Origin of the sequence: Deinococcus radiopugnans ATCC 19172 (genome assembly GCF_006335125.1) — a bacterium.
Classification (GTDB): domain Bacteria; phylum Deinococcota; class Deinococci; order Deinococcales; family Deinococcaceae; genus Deinococcus; species Deinococcus radiopugnans.
Map to the genome: position 1 here is coordinate 220,977 of NZ_VDMO01000004.1, position 14,141 is coordinate 235,117.

14 protein-coding genes and 1 pseudogene are annotated in these 14,141 nt (G+C 66.1%); 11 read left to right on the forward strand and 4 right to left on the reverse strand.

What is annotated here, in order from left to right; all coding sequences use genetic code 11:
- Window positions 1-133: 133 nt before the first annotated feature.
- Complete coding sequence (locus FHR04_RS05350) at window positions 134-2,371, reverse strand: ATP-dependent Clp protease ATP-binding subunit (RefSeq protein WP_039682496.1); 2,238 nt, start codon at window positions 2,369-2,371, stop codon at window positions 134-136.
- A 227-nt stretch (window positions 2,372-2,598) separates the two neighbouring features.
- Between FHR04_RS05350 and FHR04_RS05355 the strand changes: the two genes are divergently transcribed.
- Complete coding sequence (locus tag FHR04_RS05355) at window positions 2,599-2,997, forward strand: carboxymuconolactone decarboxylase family protein (protein ID WP_139401366.1); 399 nt, start codon at window positions 2,599-2,601, stop codon at window positions 2,995-2,997.
- Window positions 2,998-3,035: 38 nt separating this feature from the next.
- Here FHR04_RS05355 and FHR04_RS05360 read toward each other — a convergent pair whose 3' ends face one another.
- Window positions 3,036-3,719, reverse strand: a complete 684-nt coding sequence (locus tag FHR04_RS05360; RefSeq protein ID WP_139401368.1) for a hypothetical protein — start codon at window positions 3,717-3,719, stop codon at window positions 3,036-3,038.
- 273 nt (window positions 3,720-3,992) lie between these two features.
- Between FHR04_RS05360 and FHR04_RS05365 the strand changes: the two genes are divergently transcribed.
- From FHR04_RS05365 to FHR04_RS05405, 9 genes are all read left to right on the forward strand, one after another.
- Window positions 3,993-4,754 (forward strand): electron transfer flavoprotein subunit beta/FixA family protein, encoded by a 762-nt coding sequence (locus FHR04_RS05365; RefSeq protein ID WP_039682492.1) that lies wholly within the window; start codon window positions 3,993-3,995, stop codon window positions 4,752-4,754.
- Complete coding sequence (locus FHR04_RS05370; RefSeq protein WP_139401369.1) at window positions 4,751-5,701, forward strand: electron transfer flavoprotein subunit alpha/FixB family protein; 951 nt, start codon at window positions 4,751-4,753, stop codon at window positions 5,699-5,701. Before FHR04_RS05365 ends, FHR04_RS05370 begins: the two co-directional genes overlap by 4 nt.
- A gap of 262 nt (window positions 5,702-5,963) precedes the next feature.
- Window positions 5,964-6,224 (forward strand): hypothetical protein, encoded by a 261-nt coding sequence (locus tag FHR04_RS05375; RefSeq protein ID WP_139401371.1) that lies wholly within the window; start codon window positions 5,964-5,966, stop codon window positions 6,222-6,224.
- A 67-nt stretch (window positions 6,225-6,291) separates the two neighbouring features.
- On the forward strand, window positions 6,292-6,624 hold the full coding sequence (locus FHR04_RS05380) for a DUF2087 domain-containing protein (protein WP_052195239.1): 333 nt from the start codon (window positions 6,292-6,294) through the stop codon (window positions 6,622-6,624).
- On the forward strand, window positions 6,617-7,969 hold the full coding sequence (gene radA / locus FHR04_RS05385; protein WP_139401373.1) for a DNA repair protein RadA: 1,353 nt from the start codon (window positions 6,617-6,619) through the stop codon (window positions 7,967-7,969). Before FHR04_RS05380 ends, radA begins: the two co-directional genes overlap by 8 nt.
- Before the next feature lie 164 nt (window positions 7,970-8,133).
- The gene (locus FHR04_RS05390) at window positions 8,134-8,496 is read left to right on the forward strand and encodes an ArsR/SmtB family transcription factor (protein WP_139401375.1); all 363 of its coding nucleotides are present in this window, start codon (window positions 8,134-8,136) and stop codon (window positions 8,494-8,496) included.
- Entirely contained in the window at window positions 8,493-9,023 is a 531-nt protein-coding gene (locus tag FHR04_RS05395; protein WP_139401377.1) for an SRPBCC domain-containing protein, read from the forward strand. Before FHR04_RS05390 ends, FHR04_RS05395 begins: the two co-directional genes overlap by 4 nt.
- 209 nt (window positions 9,024-9,232) lie before the next feature.
- The gene (locus FHR04_RS05400; protein WP_139401379.1) at window positions 9,233-9,448 is read left to right on the forward strand and encodes a helix-hairpin-helix domain-containing protein; all 216 of its coding nucleotides are present in this window, start codon (window positions 9,233-9,235) and stop codon (window positions 9,446-9,448) included.
- Window positions 9,445-9,858, forward strand: coding sequence for a VOC family protein (locus tag FHR04_RS05405; RefSeq protein WP_139401381.1), 414 nt, complete (start codon window positions 9,445-9,447; stop codon window positions 9,856-9,858). The genes FHR04_RS05400 and FHR04_RS05405 overlap by 4 nt, the downstream gene beginning before the upstream one ends.
- Before the next feature lie 94 nt (window positions 9,859-9,952).
- On the opposite strand, the gene clpB is transcribed toward FHR04_RS05405, so the two are convergent.
- Window positions 9,953-12,511, reverse strand: a complete 2,559-nt coding sequence (gene clpB, locus FHR04_RS05410) for an ATP-dependent chaperone ClpB (protein ID WP_139401382.1) — start codon at window positions 12,509-12,511, stop codon at window positions 9,953-9,955.
- A gap of 263 nt (window positions 12,512-12,774) precedes the next feature.
- Between clpB and FHR04_RS05415 the strand changes: the two genes are divergently transcribed.
- Entirely contained in the window at window positions 12,775-13,671 is an 897-nt protein-coding gene (locus FHR04_RS05415; RefSeq protein WP_139401384.1) for a hypothetical protein, read from the forward strand.
- A 237-nt stretch (window positions 13,672-13,908) separates the two neighbouring features.
- Here the strand turns inward: FHR04_RS05415 and FHR04_RS21170 are convergent.
- Window positions 13,909-14,141, reverse strand: a pseudogene (locus tag FHR04_RS21170) (hypothetical protein); the annotation flags it as partial.

Below are 14,141 nucleotides of genomic sequence, written 5' to 3' on the forward strand. Positions count from 1 at the left end.
CCCGCCCCCGCAGTGACCGCAAGGGTGACGAGCGGGGGTTTTTGTTGAGACTGCCGCCCACCCCTGGCCGGTCCAGAAGCCCACCACAAAAAACCCTCTCCACTGGGAAGAGGGCTGTTGGCAAAAGCGTGTGCTACGCCAGAATCTGCGGCGGGGCCGTGGTGCCGCGCTCGAACTGCACGCCCGCGTCGGTCAGGACCACGCGGACCTCGTCGCCGTCGCGGCTGATCAGTTCCAGGGACAGCGGGTCCTCGATCTCCTCGCGCACCAGCGTTCGCAACTGGCGCGAGCTGCCCACCGCGTGCTTGGGGCTGCGGGCCTTGAGCTTGCCCACCAGCCACGACGCGATGGCCGGATCGAAGGTGACGTTCAACTCGCGGCTGGCGAGTTCCTCGCGCATCTCGCCCATCAGCTGCTGGGCCACGCGCACCAGTTCTTCCTCGCCCAGCGGCTTGAAGCGGATCACATCGTCCAGGCGGTCCAGGAACTCGGGGGTGAAGATGTGGCGCAGCGGCGCGTTGTTGTCCGGCGTCACCGGGCTGAAACCCACCGTGGGGCCGACGTTGAAGCCGGTGTTGCTGGTCATGATGATGATGGTGCGCCGGAAGTCCACCGCGCGGCCCAGCCCGTCGGTCAGGCGGCCATCGTCCAGCACTTGCAGGAAGGTGTTGTACACGTCCGGGTGCGCCTTCTCGATCTCGTCGAGCAGAATCACGCTGAAAGGCTGGCGGCGCACCGCTTCCGTCAGGCGGCCACCCTGCTCGTAGCCCACGTAGCCGGGAGGGGAGCCGATCAGCTTGCTGATGCTGTGGCTTTCCTGAAATTCGGACATGTCCACCCGGATCAACGCGCGCTCGTTGTTGAACAGGCTGCGCGACAACGCCCGCGCCAGATGGGTCTTGCCCACGCCGCTGGGGCCGACGAACAGGAAGCTGGCGGCCACACGGGTGCGTCCGCCCAGGCCCACGCGGGCGCGGCGCAGCGCCGAGCTGAGCGCCTTGATCGCGTCCGGCTGGCCGTAGACCTGATCTTCCAGGCTGGCCTCCAGGTCGCCCAGTTGCTCGGCGCTTTCCTCGCTGTAGATGCCGCCCATCGAGTTGATGACGCTCTCGATGTCCTCGCGGGTCACGTAGGGTTCGCCGTCCTCGTTCTCGGCCACCGGCAGGTCGATGCTCATGTTCAGGCGGACCCGAGAAGCGGCCTCGTCGATCAGGTCAATCGCCTTGTCGGGAAAATTGCGCCCCGGCAGGCTGCGTTCGCCAATGCGGACGGCCAGTTCCAGTGCGGCGTCAGGAATCTGCACGCCGTGGTGTTCCTCGTACTTGGGGCGCAGGCCGCGCAGAATCTGCAGAGTCTCGGCGGGGCTGGGTTCCAGCACGATCACCGGCTGGAAGCGGCGCTCCAGCGCAGCGTCCTTCTCGATGTAGCGGTGATATTCGCCGGTGGTCGTCGCGCCGATGACCTGTATTTCGCCCCGGCTCAGCGCGGGCTTGAGGATGTTGGCCGCGTCCAGCGTGCCTTCCGCGCCGCCCGCCCCCACCAGAGTGTGCAGCTCGTCGATAAAGGCCATCACCTTGGCGTTGCGCAGTTCCTCGATGATCTGGCGCAGGCGCTCCTCGAACTCGCCGCGGTACTTGGTGCCGGCCACCACGCCGGACAGGTCGAGGCTGATCAGGCGGATGCCGTGCAGGTTGGGTGGCGTGCGCTTCTCGTGAATGGCGAGGGCCAGCCCCTCCACGATGGCGGTCTTGCCCACGCCAGGGTCGCCGATCAGCACCGGGTTGTTCTTGGTGCGGCGGGTCAGGATCTGCGTGACGCGGCGGATTTCCTCGCTGCGCCCGATCACCGGGTCCAGCTTGCCCTCTCGCGCCCACTTCGTCAGGTCACGGCCATACTCGTCCAGGAAGGGCGTCGCCACCGGCTTGGCGGCCTTGCCGCCGCTGCTCTCGCCCTGCGCCAGGATGCGCCAGCGGATGGTGTCCACGTCCTTGGTCAGCTCCTGCAGGATGCGGAAGGCCACGCCGTCGCCCTCGCGGATGATGCCCAGCAGGATGTGCTCGGTGCTGGTGACCTGCGCGCCCAGGCTGCGGGCCTCGCTGCTGGCGAGTTCCATCACCCGGCGGGCGCGCGGCGTGATGCTGGGGGCGTCGTTCAGGCGGTTGCCCTCGCCGCGCCCGATGATTTCCTCGACGCGGCGGCGCAGGCCGTCCAGGCTGGCCCCGAATTCGGTCAGGATGGTGGCGGCGGTGCCGCCCTCACGCATCAGGCCCAGCAGCAGGTGTTCGGGGCCGACCATCGCGTGGCCCAGGCGGTTGCCTTCCTCGCGGGCATAGTGGAACACGAGGCGGGCGCGGTCGTCATATCGGTTCATGGAAGACCCCCAGGGGGCGAAATCGCAATGCGCGTGGCTCGTTCAGAACGCAGAAAGCGGGAGACGGCGAAAAAAGACTCGGGTGGACGGACAGTTCCGAGTTTAGAGCATCCCCACTGCGTCAGACGCGCCTAAACTTACGTTCTCGCCCCCCTCCACTGTAAGCCTTCGCACCTGACGGCCTTCTTTCCCGCGTCCCATGTCCTGTGCCCGTTACCCTGAGCGACATGACCGATTCCAGCGACAACACCGCCCCGCCGCCCCCCGAAGGCCGGGCTAGAACCATCATTTTCGGCTCCCAGCATGACCGGATCATGGCGCGGCTTGAAGGTTTAGATCCCGAGCTGGCCGCCCACATTCAGGCCTTCGCCTACGACACCGTGTACGACTCCTCGGCGCTGGATCTGAAGACGCAGGAGCTGATCGCCTGTGCCCTGCTGGTGTCGCTGGGCAGTCCGCCGGAACTGCGCACCCACCTGCGCGGTGCGCTGAACGCCGGGGCGACGGAAGCCGAGCTGCGCGGCGCGCTGATGCTGTGCGTGCCGTACCTGGGCTTTCCGCGCACGGTGGCCGGGTTCGAGGCATTGAAGAATTATCTGGACGCGCAGGAAAAGAAAAAGGGGTGAACGGGCCGCAGCCTGTCCACCCCTCGGATTGAACGATCTCAGAACATGTACTTGACGCCGATCCGGGCCTTGAAGCTGGTGCCGGGGCGGACGAAGCGATTGTCGTAAGTGCTGTAGCTGCCATCGCTGGTGGGAACGCTCTCGGTGGTCTGTGCGCTGCCTGGAGGATTCCTGACCAGATTGATGGTGTTCTTGAAGAAATAGTCTGCGCCCAAGTCACCGACCAGGCTCAGGTTGCCAGTCAAGGCGTAGCTCGCCATTGCGCCTGCCCCCAGACCGAAAGAATTGCTGGAGTAGGTCCGCGTGCCCGCCGAAGCGCCGTAGTCCTCGGTGGAGCTGAACATGCCATAGCGGACGCCGCCGTAGACCATCGTGTCAATGCCGGGGGCAACCTCGCCCAGTCCATAGGTGCCGTCCACAGAGATCACGGTGTGACGACCAGCTTCCGTGGCCCCCAAGCCTCCCTGAGAGATGGGCTTCTTGGCGTCGCTGAAAGGCCCCAGGCCATCGTCGGCGGCGTCGTTGATCGCGTCGCTGGGACGGGTGTAGGCCACGCCCACCTTGACGCCCACCGGACCCACCACGTTGGGGGCGTGAACAAACACCTCGCCGCTCAGGCCGCCCGCGTAGCCGCCGGTCAGGCCGAGTTCGAGGTTGTTAAAGGTCTGGGCGCCTGCCGTGGCGGCCACCGTCAGAATGGTCAGGGAGATCAGCTTCTTCATGAGACTCAGCCTCGCGGCTGAACATGAGAATGCCTCACGCTCTGGTTGACGACGGATTTAGAGAGCAGGGACAGTGGGGGTGTTCCCGCCACAGGAACGCCTCAAGGTTCTTTGTACGCTTTGCCCATCCACCCGCCGCCCGCCTGCTTCAGAATGAAAGGCCGTGTGCGCCGTATTCCCTTGCACAGGAGATGCTGCTAAACTTGGACCGAGTTTAATTTTTTCGCCGGGTTCAAGAGTTCTGGCTGAACCGGCCCCACCCCTGGAGGTTGCATGAAAATATTGACCCTTGTCAGACAGGTTCCCGACGCCGAGGCGCGGGTAAAAGTCAGCGGTGACCGTGTTGATCTGGACGGCACCACCCTCGTCATTGACGGCATGGACGAGTACGGTGTGGAAGAGGCCCTGCGCCTGCGCGAAGGCGACGGCAACGTGGAAGAAATCGTGGCGCTGGCGGTTGGTCCCAAGAAGGTGGAAGATGCCCTGCGCACCGCCCTGGCCATGGGCGTGGACCGCGCCATTCACATCGAGACCGACGAGCGCTTCGACGCCGTGTCCCTCAGCAAAATCGTGGCGCAGGTGGCCCAGAGCGAGGGAACAGACCTGATCCTGCTGGGCGGCCAGGAGGCCGACTGGGACTCGCAGGCCCTGGGAGCCGCCAGCGCCGAGCGGCTGGGCTGGCCGCAGCTCACCTGGACCAACGAGCTGAAGGTGGAGGGCGACACCCTGAGCGGCCGCCACGACGTGGACGACGGCAACGAGGGATTCAAGGTGACGCTCCCCGCCGTGATCACCGCGCAGCAGGGCCTGAACGAGCCGCGCTACCCCACGCTGCCCAACATCATGAAGGCCAAGAAGAAGGAACTGCGCAAGGATGAGCTGGGCAGCTACGACGTGCAGCCCGCCGTGAAATACCTGGGCGCCGAGATCCAGACCCGCGCCCGCCTGAACCGGATGATCGACGGCAAGGACCCGCAGGCCGCCGCCGAACAGTTGCTCGACCTCCTGCGAAACGAAGCGAAGGTGCTGGCATGATTTTAGTCGTTGCAGAACACGCCGGGGGCAAACTCGGCAAGTCCACGCTGGAAATGGTCACCGCCGCCCGCGAGTCTGGCCGCGAGGGACCGATCACCCTGCTGGTCCTCGGTCAGGGCGTGGCGGACGTGGCCACCGAGGCCGCCGCCGTGGCCGATCAGGTGCTGGTGGGCGACCTGCCCGCGCTGGCGCAGTACAACCCCGAAGTGTGGGCCGCCGCCGTCGCCCAGATTGCCCGCGAGGGTGAGGCCAGCACCGTCCTGATCGGGGGCAGCCGTTCGGGCCGCGAATACGCCCCCAGGGTGGCGGTCAAGCTGGACGCGCCGTACCTGGAAGACGTGATCCGGCTGAGTGCCGAGGGCGACGTCCTGCAGGCCCAGCGCTACACCTTCCTGGCCCGCGTGACCGAGACGGTGCAGGCCAGTGGCCCGGTGATCGTGGCCACCGTCAAGCCCGGCAGCTTCGCCCCGGCAGCCCCGGCAGCTGCGGCAGGCGAGCAGTACGACATTGAGCTGGACCTGCCCACCTCGCGCACGGAAATCACCGGCAAGAGCGTGGAGAAGTCCAGCCGCGTGGCCCTGAGTGAAGCCGAGGTCATCGTGACCGGCGGGCGCGGCGTGGGCAGCCCTGAGAACTTCGCGCAGTACGTGGAAGGCCTGGCCGACAACATCGGCGCGGGCGTGGGCGCGACGCGGGCCGTGGTGGACGCGGGCTGGCGGCCCTACGCCGAGCAGGTGGGCCAGACCGGCAAGACCGTGCAGCCCAAGGCGTACATCGCGCTGGGCGTCAGCGGCGCGGTGCAGCACCTGTCAGGCATGGGCAAAAGCAAGAACATCATCGCCATCAACAAGGACGCCGAGGCCCCGATCTTCAAGGTGGCCGACTACGGCATCGTCGGCGACGTGAACCAGATCGTCCCGGCACTGATCGCCGCCAGCAAGAAGTAATATGGATTCCGATTGAAAGGTGTTGGAAACACCTGGAAATCCGAGCGGAGCGAGAAAGAGAAAAACGGGTTCCGGACGTGGAGTGGAGGAGCCGGCGCTCTCCCGGTTCCTACACGAAACAAACGGAATCCGTATAAGTTCTCAGCAGTCCTCGGAACGTCACCGGCCTGGCCTCCCCCTCTTCGGAATGAGGGGCGGCCAGGCCGGTTTGCCGTCTTGAACTGAAATCCCGACAGAATCCCGCCAGACGGCAGGGCGCACAGTGGGAGCGAAGGTCAGCTGTGCGACCCTCAAAGGACCGCTTCTTCTGGATCTCGTCGTCTGCCTCAAAACCTCGCTGCTGGCCGCAGGGCGTGAGCACCTGCTGGTCGGGGCAGCCTGCGCGGTCACCATCGCCTCGCTCGGCTTCGGCCTGCCGCGCAGACTGGCGCAGCGCATCACGGTGGGGGTGCTGATCGCCTTCGCACTGCTGCTGATGCTGGGCAGCGTCTATCTGAACTGTTTGGGACCGTCGCTGCTGTAGGTTTCCCCCAGCCTGCTTTGTGCCTCCCTGCCCGCTGCGCCGCGCCCCCAGCGCGTAGCATAGAGCCATGACCAAAAGCATCAACGACTTTCAGGACGATTACGGGCGCATCACCGCCTGGCCCAGCAAACGCCGCCGCGCCCACCAGATGGCGATTCTGGACTACCTGACCGGCCTGTTCGAGCCGGGCGTGTCCTACGATCAGGGGCAGGTGGAACGCATTCTGGCCGATCACAGCACCCTGGAAGACCCCTCGGTGCTGTTGACTGAACTGCTGGACAGCGAGTACCTGACCACCGCCGACGGCGCGTACTGGCGCGCGGACGGGCGGCCCGGCGTGAGCGCTGGCGCGGCCGAACCGTCCAGCGGGCCGGAGACCAGCGTCAGCAAGAATGGCTAGAGTCACCACCAAGTACGTCTGCAACTCCTGCGGCTACACCTCGGCCAAACCCTTGGGCCGCTGCCCGAACTGTCAGGCCTGGAACTCGTTTGAGGAGGAAGTGCCCACAGTCACGGGCGGCAAGGCGCGCGGCGGCGGGGCCGGGGGCTACGGCGGCGTCACGGGCGGCAAGCTCACGGCGCTGTCCACCGTCGGGCGGCGCGAGGAGCCGCGCACCTCGTCGGGCATCGCCGAGCTGGACCGGGTGCTGGGCGGCGGGCTGGTGGCCGGGGGCGTCACCCTCATCGGTGGGGAACCGGGCATCGGCAAGAGCACGCTGCTGCTGCAGGTGGCCGACAGCGTCTCAAGGGCGGGAGGCACGGTGCTGTACGTGGCCGGCGAGGAATCGCTGGAGCAGATCCGGCTGCGGGCAGACCGGCTGGGCGTCACCGCCGACATTCAGCTGACCCGCGACACCCGCGCCGAACACATCGCTGCCCTGATGAACGAACACAAACCCGCGCTGTGCATCGTGGACAGCATCCAGACCGTCACCGTGGAGGGTGAGGGGGCGCCGGGGGGCGTGGCGCAGGTGCGCGACGGCACCTCCATGCTGACCCGCGCCGCCAAGGAAACCGGCACCGCCACCGTGCTGGTGGGCCACGTCACCAAGGACGGCACCGTGGCCGGGCCGAAGGTGATGGAACACATTGTGGACACCACGGTCTTTCTGGAAACGGTGGGGGCGTTCCGGTTGCTGCGCAGCGTCAAGAACCGCTTCGGGCAGGCCGGTGAACTGGGCGTCTTCGAGATGCGCGGCGAGGGCCTGATCGCGGTGGAAAACCCCAGCGCCGCCTTCCTGGCCGAGCGCCCGGTGGGCGTGCCCGGCAGCGTGGTGGCCGCCACCGTGGACGGCCAGCGCCCCATGCTGCTGGAAGTGCAGGCGCTGGCGAGCAAGACGCCGTACCCCAATGCCCGCCGCGTGGTGGTGGGTCTCGATCCGCGCCGGGTGGACGTGGTGCTGGCCGTGCTGGAACGCCGACTGGATCTGACGTTGGGCGGGCTGGACATCTACGTGAACCTGGCGGGCGGCCTGAAAGTCCCTGATCCGGGGCTGGATCTGGCGGTGGCCCTGGCGGTCTACAGCGCCGTGGTGGGCCGCGCCCTGCCGCCCAACGTGGCGGTGTTCGGCGAGGTGGGTCTGGCCGGCGAGGTTCGCAGCACCGTGGCCTCCCAGCGCCGCGCCGAGGAAGCGGGCCGCGCCGGCTACAAACGCCTGATCGTGCCGCCGGGGCTGGACGGGCATGCGGGCGTCAAGAGCGTGGAGGAAGCGGTGGGCGTGGTGTGGCAGACGGCGAAAGCCTGAGCCCCTCCCCACCTTCCAGACGATAGGGGCCTGTGGCGGTCTTGACGGGACGCCTCCCGAACAGCCGCCACCCCTTTTGAGTTCCAAACATGCCTTGACAGGAATATTCTCGCTGTGGAATAATACGCGTATCAACAAGCCACAGGAGGTGACCAGCCCAGCCCTTGAACACCGCGACTTTTCAGGCCCTCGCTGACCCCCAGCGTTTCCAGATGGTGGAACTGCTGCGCCGGGAGCCGCTGAGCGTGGGCGAGATTGCCGCCCGCCTGCAACTGCGGCAGCCGCAGACCTCCAAGCACCTGCGGGTGCTGAGCGACGCCGGGTTGATCGACGTGCAGGCCAGCGCCAACCGCCGCATCTGCGCCCTGCGCCCCGAAGCCTTCCGGGAACTCGACGACTGGCTCGCCAGCTACCGGCAATTGTGGGAGGAACGCTTTGACCAGTTAGACGACTACCTGCACCAATTTCAGGAGCAGCCGGACAAGCCCTCGCCTGAGCCCTCGTCGTCCACAGGAGAAACCCCATGACCGATACGATACCTGCCCTGACCTCCCGCGTAGAACACGGCAAGGAACTCGTTCTGGAACGCACGTTCCGGGCTCCACCCGCGCTGGTGTTTGCGGCCTTTACCCAGGCCGAACACCTGCTGCAGTGGTGGGGGCCGCGCGGCTGGGAGGTCACGCACTGCACGGTGGATCTGCGTCCCGGCGGCAAATGGCACTACTGCATGAAGTGCGTCGATCGGGGGCAGGGCGACTTCTACGGCGTGGAATCGTGGGGCCTGGGCCTCTACGACGAGATCGAGGCGCCCGAACGGCTGGTCTACACCGACTACTTCTCGGATGCTGACGGAGAGATCAATTCCGAGATGCCTTCTTCTCAGACCATCCTGAGCTTTGAGGACGTGGCGGGCGGCACGCGCGTGGTCAGCCGGTCCGTGTACGCCACCGAGGACGCGCTGAAGACCGTCATGGAGATGGGCATGCTGCAGGGCATCACCGAAACGTGGGATCGTCTGGCCGAACATCTGGAAACCCGTGAACAGAACGCATGATACGGATTCCGCTTAATTCCTTAACCCATCGGGAAAGCGCCGCTGGGTTAATCCATACGCGAAACCCGTCTTCTTTCCTCCTCGCGTCGTCGCGGACAGACGCCCATGACTGGGACAGCCCGCAGGGAGGACGCTGCTCCTCTTCTGCGAAGCTCTGCGAGTCCCGCTCGGATTTCATCGTTTTTGCAAACGATTCAATCGGAATCCGTATGAACCCTCCAAACGTCACCCCCTGGCCCCCACCCGGCCTGTCCGCCCCGGCCCGCCGCGCCCTGGCCGGAGCGGGCATTGAGAGTGTGAGACAACTCGCGGCCCACACGGAACAGGAAGTGCTGGCCCTGCACGGTCTGGGGCCGAAGGCGATGGGGCCACTACGGGCCGCCCTGACGGAAGCAGGCCTGATCTTTGCTGGCGAGACCCCATGAACTGGACGCTAGAAGTCGTGGTGGTTCCTGTCAGCGACGTGGACCGCGCCCGCACCTTTTACGAGGCCGGGCTGGGCTTCAGGGTGGATCACGACACCCGCATGGGCGAAGCCCGGCGCATCGTGCAACTGACGCCGCCGGGTTCAGGCTGTTCCATTGTGATTGGAAAGGGGCTGACCAGCATGCACCCCGGCTCGCTTCAGGGCCTGCAACTGGTGGTCAGCGATCTGCGGGCGGCCCACGCGCAGCTGGTGCAGCGCGGCGTGGAGGTTGGCCCGGTACAGGTGATCGGCGCGCAGGGCACCCGCCCCGCCACCGATGACGACGCCCTGAACTTCGCCGGCTTCGTCTTCTTCAAGGATCCCGACGGCAATGGCTGGGCAGTGCAGCAGATTGACGCCCGGACATGATCCCTGACCCAATTCCCGAACCGCCCGCAGAACAGCAAAAACCCCTCTCCGCCGGGGAGGGGGGCCTGATCACCGTGGTGACGGTGAGGGAACGCTAGTTCAGCACGCCCGTGTCGAACACGAAGTGACCGTCCCGGTACTCCACGTTCAGCACGCTGTTGTCGGGCACATGCCCTTGCAGGATCTCGCGGGCCAGCGGCGTCTCGATCTCGCGGGCGATGGCGCGCTTGAGGGGCCGTGCGCCGAAGGCCGGGTCATAGCCGATCTCGGCCAGCTTGTCCTTGGCGGCGTCGTCCATGTGCAGGGTGACGCGGCGCTCGGCCAGCCGCCGGCGCAGCCCGTTCAGCTGAACGTCCACGATGCGGTGCAGATCGGCGGCGGTCAGCGCATCGAACACGATGATGTCGTCCACACGGTTCAGGAATTCCGGACGGAACTGGGCCTGCAACTCGCCCAGCACGGCCTCGCGAATGTCGGCGGCGCTCTCGCCACTGGCCTGCATTTCCAGAATCAGCGGGCTGCCTACGTTGCTGGTCAGGATAATCAGCGTGTTGCGGAAGTCCACCGTGCGGCCCTGCCCATCGGTCAGGCGGCCATCGTCGAGCACCTGAAGCAGCACGTTGAACACGTCCGGGTGCGCCTTCTCGATCTCATCGAGCAGCAGCACGCTGTAGGGGCGGCGGCGCACCGCTTCCGTCAACTGGCCGCCTTCCTCGTAGCCCACATAGCCGGGAGGCGCTCCGATCAGGCGGGCCACCGTGTGCTTTTCCATGTACTCGGACATGTCCAGGCGCACCATCGCGTCGCTGCTGTCGAACAGGTACTCGGCCAGCGCCTTGGCCAGCTCGGTCTTGCCCACCCCGGTCGGCCCCAGGAACATGAAGCTGCCCAGCGGACGGTTGGGATCGTTCAGCCCGGCCCGCGCCCGGCGGATGGTGTCGGCGACGCTGGTGATGGCCCGGTCTTGCCCGATCACGCGGTTATGCAGCTGGTCTTCGAGGTGCAGCAGCTTCTCGCGCTCGCCTTCCAGCAGTTTTGAAACCGGGATGCCCGTCCAGCGGCTGACCACGGCGGCGATGTCCTCCTCGGTCACTTCCATGTGGGCAAATTCCGCGCCCTTGAGCTTTTTCTCCAGATCCTGCACGTCCTTCTCCAGTTGCGGCAGCTTGCCGTACTCCAGCTCGGCGGCGCGTTGCAGATCGTAGTCGCGCTTGGCCCGCTCGATGTCGGTGCGGACGGCGTCCAGCGACTCGCGCTTCTCGCGCAGGGCCGCCACCTCGCCGCGCTCGGCCTCCCAGCGCCCGCGCACTTCAGTGAGCTCGTCGGTGATGGCCTTCAGGCTGTCCTCAATGTCCAGCAGGCGGTTCTGGCTATCCTGATCCTTCTCTCGCTTCAGGGCCTCGCGCTCGATTTCCAGCTGCAGCTTGCGGCGCTGCAGCTGGTCGATGCGTTCCGGGCTGCTTTCCAGCGCCATGCGCAACCGGGCCGCCGACTCGTCGATCAGGTCGATGGCCTTGTCCGGCAGCTGCCGGTCAGTGATGTAGCGCTCGCTGAGGGTCGCGGCGGCCACCAGCGCCGGGTCGGTGATTTCGACGTTGTGGTGCACCTGATAGCGCTCCTTGATGCCGCGCAGGATGCTGATGGTGTCCTCCACGGTCGGCTCGTCCACCATCACCGGCTGGAAGCGGCGTTCCAGGGCCGAGTCCTTCTCGATCTCGCGGTACTCGTCCAGCGTGGTCGCGCCGATCAGGTGCAGCTCACCGCGCGCCAGCGCCGGCTTGAGCATGTTGCCGGCGTCCGGGCTGCCCTCGGTCTTGCCCGCGCCGACGATGGTGTGCAGCTCGTCCACGAACAGGATGATCTCGCCGGCCGAGGCGATCACCTCGTCGATCACGCCCTTGAGGCGTTCCTCGAACTCGCCGCGGTACTTGGCCCCGGCCAGCAGGCTGCCCATCTCGAGGCTAACGATCTTCTTGTCTTTCAACCCCTCGGGCACGTCGCCGCTGACGATACGGATGGCGAGGCCCTCGGCGATGGCGGTCTTGCCCACGCCGGGTTCGCCGATCAGCACCGGGTTGTTCTTGGTGCGCCGCAGCAGGATCTGCATGGCGCGGCGGATTTCCTCGTCGCGGCCAATTACGGGATCGAATTTGCCGTCCCTGGCGCGCCCCGTCAGGTCGGTGCCGTACTTGTTCAGGGCGTCGAACTGGCTTTCACTGGATTTGTTGGTCACGGTTTTTCCTTTCCGCGCCTCGCTGATGGCGCGGTTGAGTTCAGCTTCTTTGGGCAGTTCCTTCAGCTTCGATTCGCCGCGCAACGCCAGCAGCAGCGCGTCGGCGGCCACGAAACTGTCTCCGAACTGCCCGGCAATGGTGTCGGCTTTGGTCAACGCCCGGTTCAGCGCCGGATCGAGGTAAAGCCCCTCGCCACCGCCCTGCACGCGTGGCAGCTTGCTCAGCTCGGCGTCCAGCGCCTGACGAAGCTGCTGAAGATCGCCCCCGGCCCCGGTGATGGCGCGGGCGGCGGTGTCGTTGTCGGTCAGGGTTCGCAGCACATGCGGCACCGTCAGGGTCTGGTGCCCACTCTGCTGCGCGAGCTGCTGGGCGGCATTGAGGGCCGTCGCGCTCGCCTCGGTAAAACGTTCGGGATTCAAGCGGAAACCTCCGGGAAATAGGGGAAAGAGAAATCGTTCAATCTGTTGCTATTCTAAAACTTGAGTGTGGTCATGTCAAGTTTATTGAGGATTTATTCTGGATGACAGAACACCTTCTGGAGGCAGCGCATCAGGCCTGCTGAACGCCAGATGTGCACCTCCGTCAGCCTGCCGTCATCGTGGCCGGGTAGACCCTGAAGGACTGACGGCCCTCCCCTGTTCCCTTCCCCCTTTGCGGCGTCCTGCCGTTTCCCAGGAGTTGTATGTTCCAGACCCGATCCCTGTCCGCCGCCCTGCTGGGCACCCTGGCCCTCGCCGCCGTCGCCCTGCCTGCCGCCACCGCGCAGACGGTCAAGGGCCAGAGCATCACCGTGAACCCCACCGCCCCGGCCGCGGTGACTGGCCTGACGCTGATCGACGCCGACACCAACAAGCCGGTGCCCGGTTTCGATCCGATTCAGCCCGGCGCCACCCTGGACCTGGCCCGACTGCCCGCCCGGATGAACATGCGCGCCAACGTGTCCGGCGCGGTCAAGAGCGTGTGGTTCGGGCTGGACGGCAACGGCAACTACCGCCTGCAGGGCGGGGTGCCGTACTCGCTGTGCAGTGACAACGGCGGCGACTACGAGCCCTGCCCGGCCGCCGTGTTCGCGCCCGGTGCCCACAGCCTGCTGGCCACCCCGTTCACGGCCGCCAATGGCGGCGGCACGGCCGGACTGGCCGCCTCACTGACCTACACGGTGGTCCGCAGCGCCGCCGCGCAGCCCACCCCCGCCCCGGCCCTGGCCGTAACCAGCTTTACCCTGATCAACGCCGACACCAACCAGCCGGTGCCCGGCTTTGACCCGATCCGGCCCGGCGCTCGCCTGCGCCTGTCCGCGCTGCCGTCACGGCTGAACGTGCGCGCCAACGTCGGCAGCGGCGTGCGCAGCGTGCGCTTTGCCCAGAAGGGCAGCAAGGACTACCTGGAGAATGAGGCGCCCTTTGCCCTGTGTGGGGACAGCAAGGACAAGAGCGGCAAGAAGGGCGACTACCTGAACTGCGGCGCCAACCGCTTTGCCCCTGGTCAGCACCGCCTCACGGCCACCCCCTTCAGCAAGATGTTCGCGGGCGGCACGGCCGGCCAGGCCCTGACGCTGGACTTCACCGTCGAGCGCTGAGCCAGCAGGGCCGGGGTCACCCGCCGCCCCATAGACCCCGAGAGGGCCATGCAGAGAAAGATTCTGCATGGCCCTCTCGGACATTTAATACGGATTCCGTTTGTTTCGTGTGGGAACCGGGAGAGCGCCGGTTCTCACACTCCACGTCCGGAACCCGTTTTTCTCCCTCTCGCTCCGCTCGGATTTCCAGGTGTTTCCAACACCTTTCAATCGGAGTCCATATAATACGGAATCCGATTAATTCCTTAACAAAGGCCACCAATGGAAGAGGGTGTGCTGGGAAAGGAGATCGGGTTGGGTCTCCAACCAGGCGCACTGCTGAGCGAGGGTCTCAGTAAAGTCGTGCAGGGTGTCAAAGCAGCGATTGGCCACCGTATCGTCAGTCAAGTCCCAGAGCCGTTCGGCCGGCTGCAACTCGGGGGCATACGGTGGCAGCGTGATGGTTTCGATGCCCGGTGGATGTCCCTGCG